This is a genomic window from Parafilimonas sp. (assembly GCF_047606085.1).
Classification (GTDB): domain Bacteria; phylum Bacteroidota; class Bacteroidia; order Chitinophagales; family Chitinophagaceae; genus Parafilimonas.
The window spans coordinates 13,738-29,502 of sequence record NZ_JASGEX010000187.1 but is presented as its reverse complement, the minus strand read 5'-3'; the positions used below and the strand labels follow the sequence as shown (position 1 = coordinate 29,502).

Sequence of the window (15,765 nt, the reverse complement as noted above, 5' to 3'; positions counted from 1 at the left end):
CTTTTCAGGACACACGACTATACCAACATGGCGCAGGCTACGAGGCTCCTTGCCAATGACATTGGCTCCCTCTTATTTATGATAACATAGAACACAACAGCCCTGCCCTTTAGGGGATGGGGGGCTAAGTTTAAAGAATGGCTAACATTGAAAAAATACAGTCCTGCAACTGTTGCAACAACAGTAAGAATAATGAAGTTGTTTGAAGCCTGGGCAGTAACAGAAAATATTTTTGAATTAGAAGAAATCTGTTACCAGGAAATAATGTGGTAGTGTTTCAGCAATATGTTTGAAACCGTGCTCAATTTTCTTTATGTCGTCAATGAGTTTTTTCACTGTCAGGAAGTGTCGTTATACTTGCCACTAACGGCCCGGTATTTATGCAGGCAGGGCATTCAGCGTAGTGTCAGCCCGAACTGCTGGCGATTTGAAAAACAAAAGATAAAAATATGAATAAATGGTATCCCTTTGGCTAACCCCTCCATTGCTGTTCGATCGCTGCTGCATAGTTTTGCGGCAGCAGTAAGTGTAAGTTTTCTTTAGATGTGCTGTTGATATTTTCGAACAGGTAGTTAAGCCAAAGGGATACGGAACAACGGCTAATTGCGATTTTGGCATTGGCTGCAGGTCAGCAGAAACACCACCTCCCAACAATTTATATATTTTCATCAATTCGATTTTACCCAGCCCATCATTGTCACCGGATATGATTAACACAGGCGCAGTAATGTTCGCGATATTGGAGTCGCCGAAGTCGAATGGCTTACCGGCGAAAGCAATCATCTGCTCTATGAAGCTTGTCCACTTTGATGTATCAGGTGCAATTGCATTGTATGCAGCGTGCATAAGGCTATTCGCAAAACGTTCAGGCTTCCATGATTTAAACACATTTTATTTCAGGCAGCCTGCCCTCGCCATATACTTCGTAATAAACTTTGATGCCATTAACAGGCGCGTAACCACTGTTGGAAGGTTTGATTTGTTGCGCGTTTAATCGCATTAACTTTAAACAAAGAAACAGCAACCCCGCATAAATAACCTGTGAACCTGTGAACTCTTAAACTTTAAACATTAAAACACTTCCGCAATCATACATCTTGCACTGCCGCCGCCATTCATCTCAATGGTATCAAGTTTCGAATAAATGATGCGGTTATATTTTTGAAGACTGCTTATTTCTTCATAGGTAAGCGATTTATGCGCCTGCTCCGACATAACCAGTATCTTCTCCCCTTTTTTATTTTCCAGTTGCAGCATATTGCCTGCAAAGCGGTTCATCTGCTCAAAAGAAATGGGCATTATTTCCTTACCTGTATTCTGTATTGTTGTTACAACCGCATTCCGTTCCTTGGCATCTTTAATTGAATCAAGGCAAATAACCACATACGCATCTGCAATGCTCATCATAACATTGGTATGATAAATTAAGTTGCCGTTGGCATCGGTTGCCGTAAAACTGCAGGGCGTATAATTCATCCTGGCACAAAAATCTTCCAGTGCGCTTTTGCTGGTCCTTTCAGAAAGGCAGGCATAGGCAATTTTACTTTTACGGTCTAAAACCATACTGCCGGTTCCTTCAAGAAAGATATTATCCTTTTCGTAACCTGTTAAATCAATGATTCCGGTAACACTGAATTTATCTTTAATCATATCCAACACGGCCTGCTTTCTTTCTGCCCTGCGGTTGGCGGCATACATGGGGTATAATATAATAATGCCGTTATGAAATGATATCCAGTTATTGGGAAAAATAGAATCCGGCGTATGTGGTTCAGGTGTATCATCCACAACAGTAACCTCTATATCATTTTCGCGCAATTTGGCAACAAAAGCATCAAATTCTTCCAGGGCTTTTACCTGCGCCGCTTCTGCATTCCCCGGCGCCTGGAATTTATTGCTGACCGCAGTTTCCGCATTATAGGCAAAAGCAACCGGGCGCACCATTAAAATTGTATTTGTATTTTGCATACGTGAATAATTTTTGGTTTCACATTTTAATCTGGTTACTTAATTCAGCAATGGCTCTTCCTGCAAATATTCCGATAGCAATAAAGAAGCCGTTTTAAATGCTTTATATTAAAAGGTACTAAAAAAATTTGAATTACTGTGGCAGAACAATTAAATGCGGCGCCTATTCTGCATTTCCATCCAGGCTTTCTTCTTCAAGGTCGAGCCTTTTTTCAACGAACCTTAAAATATCATCATCAAAGTCGGGATGCCTGCGGAAAGAATGCAGTACAGATCGTTCTTTTTCTGAAACATTCAGCATAACCGCTTTAAACTGCGTTATTATTTCCATGGCTTGTTTACGGGCGCTATCACCTTCATTCGATTTATATAAAAGTGCTGTTTTATGTTTTAAAAACTCATACTTCTGCTTCAGCAATATATTGTTCTGAACATGCTCATGGTAGGTTGCCTGCATATTGCTTACAGCAGTTTTATTCAGTGCAATTTCCAGTTCGAATATTTGCTCATCCTCTGTTTTATTTACAGGGGTACCGTCTGGCTTTACCTTTCTTATAATCCAGGGCAGGGCAAGCCCCTGTCCTACCAGTGTAACAATAACTACTGTGAATGTTATAAATAAAATAAGATTGCGGTTGGGAAAGGCCTGCCCGTTAACAGCAAACGGAATTGCCAGCGCTGATGCCAGCGAAACAACACCCCGCATGCCAACCCAGCTTAGCACCAGCGGGTTTCTCCAGCCTGGTTTATTATAGGCAACTGTTATATACCGGCTGATAAACCTTGTAAATATTACGGAAAAAAAACCGGCAATAGTTCTTGCAAAAATTACCACAAGGCAAATAGTTAAAGCAACAGATAAAGCACTGAAAAACGGCAGGCTTTGTATGCCTTTTGCTATTAAGGGAAACTGTAAGCCAATCAGGAAAAAAACAATAGCATTTAATATGAAAACAATGGCCGACCAAAGCGCACCGGATTTAAGCCTGCTTTTATGCGAAAACACAAAATGATGCTGATACGCGATATACAACCCGCCGCTTACCACAGCCAGTACGCCCGAAACATGAAATTCTTCAGCCGTAAGATAAATAGCATACGGTATTACCAGCGTTAAAGCCGTGTCTATGTTGGCGGTGGTGGGCAGCCATTTATACACCATATAAAATAAAAACCCGAATGCAAGCCCGATGGCAATACCGGCAACCGTTACCCAGATAAAACTGCCTGCCGCTTCGTACCAAACAAAATGATTGGTGGATATGGCGGCTAATGCAACACGAAAAAGCGTTAAACTCGTTGCATCGTTCAACAGGCTTTCGCCTTCCAGTATGTCTTTTGCGCCTTTAGGCAACGGTGCGAATCTTAAAATGGCCGTGGCTGCGGCTGCATCGGGCGGCGATATAATAGCGCCCAATAAAAAACCCTGTGCCAGCGTAAAGCCGGGTATCAGCCAGTAACTTACAAACGCAACAGCGGTAGCTGTAAACAAAACAAATCCAAATGCCATTGCCGTAATAATGCGCCGCCATTTCCATAACCCTTTTAACGACATATTTTGCGAAGCGTCATATAAAATGGGTGGCAGTATAACAAGGAATACAACCTGGGGATCTATATGAACAATTGGCACAACCGGGATAAGCCCAACCATCAATCCTGCAAGCACAAGAAAAATGGGATAGGCTATTTTTACTTTCTGCGCTATAAGCACCAAAAAGCACACGCTCACAATTAACCCGATGCAAAGAAGAATGATATTTTCCATTTATATTTTTAAGTATTAGCAATGGTAAGATATAATAATTTCATTTCTTATTATACCTCCTTATCAAAAAGGCAATACTTTACAAAATGCTAACAAATGAAGCTATCTTATTTTAAATTCAGGCTTAAGCGTTCACACGTTCCAATGTTCACAAGTTAGCTCAAACATGCAAATGCCTTATGAATCCGTGAGCTTGTAAACTTGTGAACCCGTAAGCATTTTAAACATTTATAACCATCCCGAGCGCCTGAATAAAAAGTACAACGCTATACAGGCAATAACGGTGAGCAGGATAATTGAATAAAAGCCATATTCCGATTCAGCTTCCGGCATAAACTTAAAATTCATGCCCCAGAAGCCAGCCACCATTGTAGGCAATGCAATAATAGCCGCCCAGCCTGCAAACTTTTTGCTTGTATCATTCTGCGAAATAGAGATCAATGAAAAATTAGCTTCCAGCGCAGAATTCAACAATTCACGCGTATTATCAACCATTTCATTAATGCGCAGTGCATGGTCGTTCACATCCCTGAAATAAGCATGCGTTTCTGTAGATATATTTTTTATATCAGGCCGCATTAACCTCGTACAAATATCTATCAATGGCGATACGGCCCTTTTCACTTCAAGCAGTTCACGCTTTAGCTGGTATATCTGTTCGGTTGTTTCGCGGCTGGGCTTTTCTTTAAATATTTTATCTTCAATATCCTCCAGGTCATTTTCCAGTTCTTCCACCACAGGAAAATAACGGTCAACAATAAAATCCATTATCGCATATAAAACAAAGCTTTGCCCTTTGCATAAAAGATCAGGCATGGTTTCGCAGCGGGAACGCACTTCCTTATACGCAACCGTTGACCCATGCCTTATCACTACAATAAAATTTTTACCAACAAAAAAATGCGTTTCTCCAAAATCAATATGGCCCTGTGCATTTTTCTGTGCCGTGCGCAACACTATAAAAACAATATCGCCATACAATTCAATCTTGGGCCGCTGGTGCGCTTTCTGTGCATCTTCCACAGCAAGGTCGTGCAGGTTAAATTCTTGCTGCACTTTATGCATCACCTCCGCCGATGGTTCATGCAATCCTATCCACACAAACTGGTTTGTATCTTCCAGTTCTTCATGCACTTTATTCAAAGGCACTTCAGTTGTTCGCACTCCGTTTTTATAAGCAACGCAATTAACTATTTCATTCATGGCAGCATTATTGTGTTAACAATTTTATACAAAAAAACCGTATTTTTTAAAACGCTAGCGTTTGATTTTTTTACCAGCTAAGGAAGTTATGGCATCACGGTTGGCCTGTCCCGATTTTTCGGGAGTCACTCCCTTGTGCCACATATTTTCATGGCAGCTTTTTTAGACTGGCTCAGTCTTTAAGACTGAGCCAGTCTAAATCGCAACCGGCATTATAGTTTATCATCCTGAACGCCTGTTATTGGCGTTTGCCAATTCGTATTTATATTGCACCACTTTTTTTGAAAATGAAGATAACAGAGCACATAAGAAACGCAAAAGATACCCTTATTTCTTTTGAAATATTGCCGCCTTTAAAAGGTAAAAGCATTAATTCCATTTACGACCATCTTGATCCCCTGATGGAGTTTAAACCCACATGGATAAATGTTACCTATCACCGCAGCGAAACAGCTTTTAAAAAGAAAGCCGATGGCAGCTTTGAAAAAGTAGAAGTACGCAAGAGGCCGGGCACTGTTGGTATATGTGCCGCGATAATGAACCATTATAAAATTGATGCCGTGCCACATATTATCTGCGGTGGCTTTTCAAAAAGAGAAACGGAAGACGCATTGATTGACCTGAATTTTTTAGGCATTGACAACGTGCTGGTGCTTCGCGGCGATGCTGATAAAAACTCTGCGTCCTTTGAGCCTGAACCCGATGGCAACCGTTTTGCAATAGACCTGCTGAAACAGGTGGTAAACCTTAACAGCGGCATTTATTTAGACGACGATATACGCGATGGCGGTAAAACAAAATTCTGCATTGGCGTGGCCGGTTATCCGGAAAAACATTTTGAATCGCCCAACCCGCAAATTGATATGCAGCGCTTAAAAGAGAAAGTTAACAATGGCGCTGAATTCATCATGACGCAAATGTTTTTTGACAACCAAAAGTTTTTTGATTTCGTAAATAAGTGCCGCGATAACAATATTAATATCCCCATCATCCCGGGGCTTAAACCTATTACTTCCCGCAAACAGTTATCGGTATTGCCGCGTATTTTTCATGTGGATATTCCTGCCGAATTATCAGAAGAAATTATGCGCTGCAAAACCGATGAAGACAGCGAAAAAGTAGGAACAGAATGGCTTGTTCAGCAAAGCAGGGAATTAAAAAAATTCGGCGTACCCGTGTTGCATTATTACACGCTGGGCAAACCAAGGGTTATTAAAAATGTGGTGAAGGAATTAGTATAATTGGCAGATAAATTTGAGCTAAAGTTTAATTTCTGAAATATTCAATAATCCCCCTGGCCGAATCAGTCGGGCAGGAATGTTCAATACCCAATAATCATTTTGTAGGCGTTTACAATTGAACATTGATTATTGGGTATTTGCCGCGCGTATCTTTTTTTATTTACTGGCCCGGTTTACCACTGCCTGATTCCACCACTACGCCCGCAGCCTTGCCCTGTACGGCTGATTCAAAACCAGGCGCAGGCACATCGCGGATGTCTTTCCCGCCCACTTTTGCAATAGAGCCTGTAACTTATTTTTTAATGGCCTGACCAATCAACCACCACTACTTCATTCAGGCTTTTTATCAGCAGTGGTTAACTCTGCACATTCATCACAGCCTTTACTGTAACCCTGCATCAGCGGCGCCTACCTGCTGTTCGCTTCGTTCATTCTTATCCTTCTGCCCTTATAATTCTTGCCATCAATAGAGCGTATCATTTGTTTGGCAGCCTTGCTGTCAACCTCTACCCAGCTATTCATTTCCCGCATGTCAATTCTCCCCAGCACATCCTTGCGCAGATCGCTCATATCAAGAATAAACTGCAGGAAGCTTGCCTTATAAAAACCGTCTTTTGTGCCCAGGTTTACAAACAACCTTGTGTATTGGCCGTTTCCAATATATTCATTATTGCGGCTGCGTCCTTTGCCTCTCGCGTCAATGTCTCTTCTTTCATTGCTTCTTGCCGCCCTTTTATCCCGCGCCACTTCACGCACATTCAAATCTTCCGCATTCTCATAATACTTTAAGAAACGGTCAAACTCCAGCGCCGCCACCCTTTTCAGCACTTCTTCCTTGCTTATATCAGCAAACTTTTCGGCAAGCATAGGCATATAGGTTTCGTAATCGCCATGCGAAATATCTGTTTGCAACAGTTTATCCATGAAAAAGAAAAACTGTTTACGGCACACATCTTTACCGCTCGGAATTTCCAGGCGGTGAAAAGGCTGCTGCACAATTCTTTCAATCTGTTTCAGGCGGTACATTTCCCGGGTATGCACAATGCTCATGCTGATACCTGTATTGCCGGCACGGCCCGTTCTGCCGCTGCGGTGCGTGTAAACTTCCACATCATCCGGCAGCTCATAATTAATAACATGGGTTATGCCCTGTACATCAATGCCGCGGGCTGCAACATCAGTAGCAATTAATAACTGCAAGCTTTTATCGCGAAACTGGCCCATTACCTTATCGCGCTGAGCCTGGGTAAGGTCGCCATGCAAGGCATCAATATCATACCCTTCTCGGGTAAGCTTTTCAGCAATCTCCTGCGCATCGGCCTTGGTGCGTGTAAATATCAAACCATAAATGCCCGTTGTAAAATCAATTAAGCGCTTTAAGGTTTCATAACGGGTTTGAGCCGTGGTAACATAATATTGATGGTCTATATTTTTATTGCCGGTATTGGCTTTGCCCACCGTTACCTCAACCGGCTCATTCATATAACGGCGGCTCACCTTGCGTATTTCAGGCGGCATGGTGGCGCTGAACAGCCAGGTGGCTTCACGGTTTGGCGTATTCTGTAAAATAAATTCTATATCATCCTGGAAACCCATGTTCAGCATTTCATCTGCTTCATCCAGTACTACATATTTTATCTGTTCCAGGTTAATGGCTTTGCGTTCAATCAGGTCAATCAAACGGCCTGGCGTGGCCACCACAAGTTGCACACCTTTCTTAATATCTTTTATCTGCATGCCAATGCTTGCACCGCCATACACCGCCGCCACATGCATGCCGCGAACCTGTTTTTTAAACAGCTCAATCTCATTTACTATTTGTATGCATAATTCCCTTGTGGGGCACACAATTAACGCCTGTGGATGTTTATCAGCAACAGCAACCAGTTGCAGCAAAGGCAAACCAAAGGCAGCCGTTTTGCCGGTGCCGGTTTGCGCCAGGCCAATAAAATCTTTGGTGCCGCTTAATAAAACCGGTATTGCTTTTTCCTGTATTGCCGTTGGGCTTTCAAAACCCAATTCCGTTATTGATGCGAGCAACTGCGCATTCAACCCTAATTCTTCAAAACTTGCCATCGTAAAAATTTGCGCAAAGGTAATTGAATTGTAAGAGGTGGCTGATGAATAATGAATGTGTTATTTTTATTGCAAATAACAGATTGATATAAGCGATTTAAAATTATTTATGGCCATTATTGGCTGCACGCCAAAAGGCAGGTTTACAGAGCAGCATGATGTTTTTTTTGGAATAGGAAAAACCCTGCAGGAGCCGGCGCCGCAGATGATTGATTTCTGAAAAGAAGCGGAAGGCAGGACATAAGAGATGGATAGCAGAGCGAATATTTTCCTGGTTCGATAACGACCGCAGATTATGCCGAAATTATGAACTGCTTATGGAAACAGCAGAAGAAATGGTCAAATTATCCGTTATAAAACTTTTATTAAAAATTTTTAAACAGGCTCTGGGACAGGATTTTTCTGTTATGGATTTATTTTGGCAAACACAATGCCTGCAATCAAAGACTGGAATAGCCCGTAGAAAAACCAGCTTACCGTCATTATAACAGTAATATCCAGAGAGCTGAAGGTGATCCACATAACAGGCAAAAGCGCTACGAGCGCATATACAAGCCCAAACTCCAGGCCCCTTAATATAAAATTGCCATGAAACAAACCTTTGAACCTTTCCCAAAACCAGGCTAAGGCAAAGCTGATAACAAAAGCATGCAGGTAAAATAATATATCCCGGCTGCCATCTGAATTAAAGAGCGGATTATTATAATCAACAAAAAATTCCGGGAACCATTTTATGGAAAGGTACAGGCCGCCATAACTTACTATAAATAAGATAACGCCTGCAATTAATCCCGGTATCAATACTTTCTTCATGGTTGTTTTAGTTAAGCATTATATGATTTTGCGCTTTTGTACTGGCCTGGTTTAACACCTGGCTGATACCGGGCTAAAATTGTTTTTTATAATAAACCGCAAGGATGATCATAATCATTTACCGGAATAATGCTCATCAGTTCAATGTCATTAACTTAACGAATTAAGTTTGTTTATAGTTCATGTGGAACTTTCGCTTTGGCAATTTGTTTCGTTTGAAACTTCGTCCCGGCCTTATGGGTTCTGTTATTTTCTTCAACCTTTGCCATAGGTTGTTTAAGTTTTTTTGATATTTTGGATGGCGAAAAAAGAAACTACGGCTTTGCGCATCATGAAAATAGCTTCCGTGAAATTTACCTGGTGTGTATTTAACCGGACAGCATAAGCAGTAAGGGCAGGCCGCGATATTTTTAATTCCCTGCTGATAGAACGAAGGAAATAACCCCTGGAAAGGTAACTGATAACGGAACGTATAAGATGCATTGTGATCACTTTATCGGGCATATTTGCTTTTGAATGCAAAACAAGCCCGGCGATGAAATGCCCTTACGCTATCAATGAAAGTGGTAAACTTTACGCCGTACCGGCAGAACGAATCACCAACAACCAGTGGCAGACTTTGATCCGAAATATGCCCGACTAACAGTTAACAACTGATAACTTTGCCGCCAAATAAATGGTAAAGTATCCTCCGAAATATTTGGTAAGCTATGGTGCGAAATATCCAAGTTGAAAGTTCGCTGATAGAAACCTTTGGCGAACGCAAAACAAAAGCATTACCGAAAAAATTAAGATTCATCTATACCCCCAAGCATGCCAGTTGGCTTAATATGGCAGAAATAGAAATCAATATCATGTAGCAGCATAATGCCAAATAGTAGGCCAATACTTAAATTAAATCCCCTGTTACAAGCAGAAAAAAAAGACTGGCTCACATTATGCGTGTTTAATTTCCTGAACAGGGTTTTTCTGTACAATTTACTATATCAGGTAGTAAAAGAAGCAGAGGTTTTTGAGATGAATGTTTAAGATAAACTTACCGCTGCCCTTTAAAAAACCCATACTGCGAAAGAATATTTTTTAAAATAGCCTGCCGGGCTGTTATCATATCCATGTCCTGTGGGCCTTCAATCTGCAAAACAAAAAAATAAGGATGTTTGTTTTCTTCTTCCCAGCCAACAACCCAGCCTATTGATTTGCCATCCTCCTTATAACCCCAGCCTGTTTTATATGCCAGCGTATAATTGGAATTTTTTTCCTGTATCATCACATTTTTTACAACAGTCTGCACGCGTTTTTGAAAAGGTAGCTGCTCAAAGTATAATTTCTTTACCAGGCCCAGTTGTTCATCAGCCGTAATTTTTATGGTATTATCAAGCCAGAAATGATCAAGGTCGTCTTTAATAACGGCACGTCCATATTTTGAGCCATAACCCAGGCTGTCGAGCCAGCACTGCATGGTATCTTTTCCAATCCTGCGGGCCACTTCCTGGTAATAAGGCACGGCAGATAATTTAAAAGCCTCTTCCATGGTAAGGTCTTTATTCCATTCAGCATGGGAACGCGCTACACCATCCCACGGAATAACCATTTTCTCATTGGAAATAACACCGGTTTGCAGGCCAATAAGTGAGTTAACGATCTTAAATGTAGATGCCGGCAAATAAGCGCTGTCGGTAAACCTTTTTAAGTTGTAAATGGTAAAATGCGCCTGTCCGTTGTCAAACATACCGAATGTGCCGGTAACATGGTATTCATTAAAATACTTTTCCAGGCTGTCGTCGGTTGTAATATTATTGCTGGAACAGGCAGAAAAAAATACAATGCTTAAAACCAGGAAATAAAAAGCAAAACACTTGATTACCTGCATTTTCTCGATTGATTTAAAAAGGAACAGCCGCAATATTACAGCTGTTGATCAGTTTGTTGAAACTGCTGTAGAGCCAGCATATTTAACAGCAACTTTTATTTCTGCTTTGGAAAGTAGTGGGTATTGCTTTAAAATCTCCTCTTCTGTTGCACCGTTATTTACCATGTTTACCAGCTTCCAGAATGGAAGGCCGGCCTCATTTAATTTTGGTTTTTCAGTTTCAGAATGAAGTAAAATATTCATCGGATTGCTCTTTAATTACGATGCAAATGTATTACCCGTTTTTTATTACGCCTAACGCTTTTCCGATTTTTGTAAAAGCTGTTATTGCTTTGTCAATATCTTTTATTTCGTGGGCGGCGCTTAGCTGTACACGGATACGTGCCTGCCCTTTGGGCACAACAGGATAAAAGAACCCAATTACATAAATACCTTCCTCCAGCAGTTTGGCTGCAAATTCCTGCGCTACAACAGCATCGTACAACATAATCGGCACAATGGGATGTTCACCCGGTTTTATATCAAAACCCGCTGCCGAAATTTTTTCCCTGAAATAAACCGTATTGCGTTCCAGCTTATCACGTAATTCGGTTGTCACGGAAAGCATATCAAAAACAGCGATGGATGCGCCCACAATGGCAGGCGCCAGTGTATTGGAGAAAAGATAAGGGCGGGAACGCTGGCGCAGCATCTCAATAACCGCTTTTCTGCCACTGGTAAAACCGCCATTGGCGCCGCCAAGCGCTTTGCCCAGTGTACCGGTAATAATATCAACCTTGCCCATCACATTTTTGTATTCATGTGTGCCACGGCCCGTTTTGCCTATAAAACCGGTTGAATGGCTGTCATCAATCATCACAACAGCATCATATTTTTCAGCCAGTTCACAAATCACATCTAATTGTGCAATGGTACCATCCATACTGAAAGAGCCATCCGTTACGATAATGCGGCTGCGCAAATGCGCAGCATCAATCAGTTTCTTTTCAAGGTCTTCCATATTATTGTGCTCATAGCGGTAACGTTGCGCCTTGCATAAACGCACGCCATCAATTACAGAGGCATGGTTCAAAGCATCACTTATAATGGCATCCTGTTCATTAAATAAAGGTTCAAAAACGCCGCCATTGGCATCGAAGGCAGCACAGTATAGGATTGTGTCTTCCGTACCGAGAAAATCAGCTATTTTCTTTTCCAGTTCTTTATGAATATCCTGGGTGCCGCATATAAAACGCACACTGCTTAAACCGTAACCATGCGTTTCAATAGCTTTATGCGCCGCTTCAATTACTTTAGGATGAGAAGACAAACCGAGATAGTTATTGGCGCAAAAGTTTAAAACCTGCCTGCCATTCACCGTAATTTCAGCGCCCTGCGGGCTGGTAATAATGCGCTCCTTTTTAAACAAACCGGAAGATTCTATTTCCAGTAATTCCGCCTGTATGCGGTTAATAAAATTTTCATTCATCTGTATGTTTTTTGTTTTGCCAGATGCCTGCCTGTTCGGCAGACAGGGAACTTCGCTATATACATTCCCCTTGTGTGAAGAATACATTTTACATGGGCGTTTCATAGCTGCCCGTTAAAGGGAGCAAACCTAATACAATTGTGGATAAGCATGCACCGGCATTTGTTTTGTTTTTTTTAACAGCCGGAAGCCTATGAGCTATTTTGTTTACGATTACATTCGTAGTGTAAAATCAATTGCCATCCACTACTTAAGAAATATACCATTATTTGTTGCGGTTGCATTGTTTGCAGCTATGCTTTTCTTAATTGCATTCACTTCAAAAAATCAAGGCCTGCAATCATCTTCTCCTGTAATAAAAACAGGCGGTTCCGGTTTAAAGATAAAGGTGAAGGATAGCAAGGAGAATTTAATTTTAAGAAGGTTCATTTCCTCTGTGGAAGTGGAGCAATACCTGTACTGAGGTACTTTAAGAAATCCGGCCCACCCGCGGCCAGCGGTCTGGCTAACAACCTTTATTCAATCATCATCATACCGGCTTCGCCGGGCTAATGGGGTTTACAGGTTCCGGCATTTTTTGTTATCGCCAGACACGTCCAAACATAATTTCGAGCAGCTTCACAAGTTTATGCATCAACTTTTAGGCAGCGTATTAACCGGGTTTGTTTTATTTTGGGCTGATGGCAAACATTCCCAACAGCATTACACAGCTTTTCAGTATTGATTATCCCATTGTGCAGGCAGGCATGGTTTGGACAAGCGGATGGAAGCTTGCCAGCGCTGTAAGCAATGCCGGCGCATTGGGATTAATTGGCAGCGGCAGTATGTATCCCGATGTATTGCGGCAGCATATCCGCAAATGCAAAGGCGCTACAGCAAAGCCATTCGGCGTAAATATCCCGCTCTTATATCCTGACATTGATAAGCATATTCAGATAGTAATTGATGAAGGCGTAAAAATTGTTTTTACAAGCGCCGGCAATCCTAAAACATGGACGCCGGTTTTAAAACAACATGGCATTACGGTAGCGCATGTGGTAAGCAGCAGCACATTTGCTCAAAAAGCGGAAGCCGCAGGTTGCGATGCAGTGGTGGCTGAAGGCTTTGAAGCCGGCGGCCACAACGGGCGCGAGGAAACTACCACAATGGTTTTAATTCCGCTTGTGCGTGAAGCTGTAAAAATTCCTGTGCTGGCTGCCGGCGGTATTGCATCAGGCAGGCAAATGCTGGCGGCGATGATTTTAGGCGCTGATGGCGTACAGATAGGCAGCCGCTTTGTATGCAGCCACGAAGCATCCAATCATATAAAATTTAAAGAGGCAGTTATTAACAGCAGGGAAGGTGATACCATGCTGAGCATGAAAAAACTGGCGCCGGTACGTTTACTTAAAAACAATTTTTTTGAAACAATAAAAGAAGCGGAAGCGCGCGGCGCTGCTAAAGACGAACTTGCAGCCATATTAGGCCATGGCCGTGCAAAAAAAGGCATGCTGGAAGGTGACCTGGAGGACGGCGAACTGGAAATAGGAGAAGTAAGCGCTTTAATAAACGATATAAAGCCTGCTGCCGGCATTGTAAGGGAAATATGGAATGATTTTAATGCGGCGCTGAATAATCCCCTTTCACATTAATCAGGGCTCCCTGTTTTATTTTCATTATCAGCAAATAAAACAGCTTTGAATTTTTGATAGAAAAAAGAAAGTACCAGCAGTAATGTACCAATAGTTATATAGGCAATGATTTTCTGAACGGCTGTAAAAAATATGCTATCTAACAAAACCAGTTTTAAGAGTGTAAGCCCTACAAGCATAATAGCAGCAAGCCTTGGCCATATTGTTTTTGTTACAATACCAAGTATGAATACCATTACAGCAAGCAATGTCCACAGCATAGTTATGGTTAAACCACTGTATTGTATGCTTATAAACAATACGGCAAGCATAAACGCTGCCGCATAATGCATACGATTGAGCATTTTTTCCTGATGAAAAAAACTATTGCCTGCAACAGCAAAGGCAAGAAACAGTAATCCGCAAAAAGCAGTAACAGCCGCCTCACTTATATTGGAAGACGGCGCACTAAAAACAACAAGCAGCGAAATAAAAAGTGCAAAGTTATTGATGAGGATATGCAGGAGCTGCTGATTGCTTAACCTTGTTTTTTTTATTAAGGTAAATGCAAAGGCGCTGAGCAGGAATAAAATAAAATATATACACAGGAACGCAAGCGCATAAAACCTGTAGGCATTCTCATATTTCATAAGCAGCCAGCCGATAAAAAAGCTCCATGTAATGATAAGGGCAAGCAGGGTTAATAATTTCCACGACCGCTTAAAAGAAATAACCAGTATGCCGGCATTCATTACCAGTATATAGCTAAACAGCAGCAGGTAATTTTCATGATTTGCACTGATAAGAAGCGGGATGGCATAAGCGCCTACCATGCTCACAACAGCAATCTCCTGGCGGTTATACTGAAGCGATCTGGCGGCTGTGTAAACTGCGATGACGGCCATTATAATAAAGCAAAGTGTTTGGGAAAAGAAATTATAATAAGTGAAAGCACCATAAGTTGTAAAATACATGGAAACCATCGCCCCGCTGAATAATATGGCGCTGAAGCCTTCATAATTTTTTTTAAGCAGGAGTGATAACAAAAGCAATGCAGCGCTTGCTGCGTATGCAAGCAGGATTCTTACCAGTGGTGTGATGAGATTTTTATCAATCGCATATTTTACACCAATAGAAATACCAATGAGCAATACAACTATGCCAACGAGGTTAATGATCTTTAAACCGATAAAATTTTCGATGGCGCTGTGCTGAAACGATGGCTGCTTCTTTGCGGCAGATGACGGTGCAACAGCAGGCTTAGGTAATCCGCGTGAAGCCTCAGGATGGTTATTGCCTTCATTTAACTTCTGCTGTATTTGCAGTAATACTTCCTGCACTTCCTTTAACTGCTGCGATAGCTGGTTAACGCGTTGCCGCAGTTCATCTGTTTCATTTAAGTCCATACGCTGCTGCAGAAATTTTAATTATAACAATACCATTCATTCATGCTAAAATAACATTTGCCAAAACGAAGTGAAGGCAATTTAATTCAGTACGGGTTATTTCCAATGTATAATTAACGTGAGTTCGGGATAAGCTTAGATTGTTATTTCGACCTCATCCCAACCCTTTTATTTCGTGCATATATATTTTTTAATTGCCTCAATGAATGCTTTGCATTTCCAAAGGAGAAGGGCAAGAAAAAAACATGATTTTTTGCATGTTTTATGAGTTTCAGGGCGTCGGAAGTCCTCTCCTTTGGAGAGGATTTAGGTGAGGTCTATCTGCAAGCTTTAAACATATCA

General features: G+C 41.5%; 14 protein-coding genes and 1 pseudogene. 5 read left to right on the top strand and 10 right to left on the bottom strand.

What is annotated here, in order from left to right:
* Nucleotides 1-378: 378 nt before the first annotated feature.
* From QM629_RS16460 to corA, 4 genes are all read right to left on the bottom strand, one after another.
* Complete coding sequence (locus QM629_RS16460; RefSeq protein WP_415160985.1) at nt 379-888, bottom strand: hypothetical protein; 510 nt, start codon at nt 886-888, stop codon at nt 379-381.
* A gap of 183 nt (nt 889-1,071) precedes the next feature.
* Nucleotides 1,072-1,968 carry a citrulline utilization hydrolase CtlX gene (ctlX, locus tag QM629_RS16455; RefSeq protein ID WP_415160984.1) on the bottom strand — a complete coding sequence of 299 codons (897 nt, stop codon included), beginning with the start codon at nt 1,966-1,968 and terminating at the stop codon, nt 1,072-1,074.
* 163 nt (nt 1,969-2,131) lie between these two features.
* A complete protein-coding gene (locus tag QM629_RS16450; RefSeq protein WP_415160983.1) occupies nt 2,132-3,736 on the bottom strand; it encodes a Na+/H+ antiporter in 1,605 nt (534 codons plus the stop codon).
* Nucleotides 3,737-3,964: 228 nt separating this feature from the next.
* Nucleotides 3,965-4,939: a magnesium/cobalt transporter CorA gene (corA, locus tag QM629_RS16445; protein WP_415160982.1), complete on the bottom strand. Its 975-nt coding sequence runs from the start codon at nt 4,937-4,939 to the stop codon at nt 3,965-3,967.
* Between the two features lie 287 nt (nt 4,940-5,226).
* Here corA and QM629_RS16440 point away from each other — a divergent pair, with 287 nt between their 5' ends.
* Entirely contained in the window at nt 5,227-6,180 is a 954-nt protein-coding gene (locus QM629_RS16440) for a methylenetetrahydrofolate reductase (RefSeq protein ID WP_415160981.1), read from the top strand.
* Between the two features lie 408 nt (nt 6,181-6,588).
* Here the strand turns inward: QM629_RS16440 and QM629_RS16435 are convergent, their stop codons facing one another.
* Nucleotides 6,589-8,256 carry a DEAD/DEAH box helicase gene (locus QM629_RS16435; RefSeq protein WP_415160980.1) on the bottom strand — a complete coding sequence of 556 codons (1,668 nt, stop codon included), beginning with the start codon at nt 8,254-8,256 and terminating at the stop codon, nt 6,589-6,591.
* 109 nt (nt 8,257-8,365) lie between these two features.
* On the opposite strand from QM629_RS16435, the gene QM629_RS16430 reads away from it, so the two are divergent.
* Nucleotides 8,366-8,476 carry a DUF1543 domain-containing protein gene (locus tag QM629_RS16430; RefSeq protein WP_415160979.1) on the top strand — a complete coding sequence of 37 codons (111 nt, stop codon included), beginning with the start codon at nt 8,366-8,368 and terminating at the stop codon, nt 8,474-8,476.
* Nucleotides 8,477-8,661: 185 nt separating this feature from the next.
* Here QM629_RS16430 and QM629_RS16425 read toward each other — a convergent pair whose 3' ends face one another.
* Nucleotides 8,662-9,069: a hypothetical protein gene (locus QM629_RS16425; protein ID WP_415160978.1), complete on the bottom strand. Its 408-nt coding sequence runs from the start codon at nt 9,067-9,069 to the stop codon at nt 8,662-8,664.
* A gap of 719 nt (nt 9,070-9,788) precedes the next feature.
* Between QM629_RS16425 and QM629_RS16420 the strand changes: the two are divergent.
* Nucleotides 9,789-9,926, top strand: a pseudogene (locus tag QM629_RS16420) (IS630 family transposase); the annotation flags it as partial.
* A gap of 179 nt (nt 9,927-10,105) precedes the next feature.
* Here QM629_RS16420 and QM629_RS16415 read toward each other — a convergent pair.
* Genes QM629_RS16415 through kbl form a run of 3 tightly spaced genes read right to left on the bottom strand, consistent with a single transcriptional unit; the run spans nt 10,106 to nt 12,407 of the window.
* A complete protein-coding gene (locus QM629_RS16415; RefSeq protein ID WP_415160977.1) occupies nt 10,106-10,939 on the bottom strand; it encodes a penicillin-binding transpeptidase domain-containing protein in 834 nt (277 codons plus the stop codon).
* 48 nt (nt 10,940-10,987) lie between these two features.
* Complete coding sequence (locus tag QM629_RS16410) at nt 10,988-11,182, bottom strand: DUF433 domain-containing protein (protein ID WP_415160976.1); 195 nt, start codon at nt 11,180-11,182, stop codon at nt 10,988-10,990.
* Nucleotides 11,183-11,213: 31 nt separating this feature from the next.
* Complete coding sequence (kbl, locus tag QM629_RS16405) at nt 11,214-12,407, bottom strand: glycine C-acetyltransferase (protein ID WP_415160975.1); 1,194 nt, start codon at nt 12,405-12,407, stop codon at nt 11,214-11,216.
* A gap of 193 nt (nt 12,408-12,600) precedes the next feature.
* Between kbl and QM629_RS16400 the strand changes: the two genes are divergently transcribed.
* Both QM629_RS16400 and QM629_RS16395 read left to right on the top strand, forming a co-directional pair.
* Nucleotides 12,601-12,870 carry a hypothetical protein gene (locus tag QM629_RS16400; RefSeq protein ID WP_415160974.1) on the top strand — a complete coding sequence of 90 codons (270 nt, stop codon included), beginning with the start codon at nt 12,601-12,603 and terminating at the stop codon, nt 12,868-12,870.
* A gap of 217 nt (nt 12,871-13,087) precedes the next feature.
* Nucleotides 13,088-14,038 carry an NAD(P)H-dependent flavin oxidoreductase gene (locus QM629_RS16395; RefSeq protein ID WP_415160973.1) on the top strand — a complete coding sequence of 317 codons (951 nt, stop codon included), beginning with the start codon at nt 13,088-13,090 and terminating at the stop codon, nt 14,036-14,038.
* On the opposite strand, the gene QM629_RS16390 is transcribed toward QM629_RS16395, so the two are convergent.
* Nucleotides 14,035-15,423: a DUF2339 domain-containing protein gene (locus tag QM629_RS16390; RefSeq protein ID WP_415160971.1), complete on the bottom strand. Its 1,389-nt coding sequence runs from the start codon at nt 15,421-15,423 to the stop codon at nt 14,035-14,037. The genes QM629_RS16395 and QM629_RS16390 overlap by 4 nt on opposite strands.
* Between the last annotated feature and the right edge of the window lie 342 nt (nt 15,424-15,765).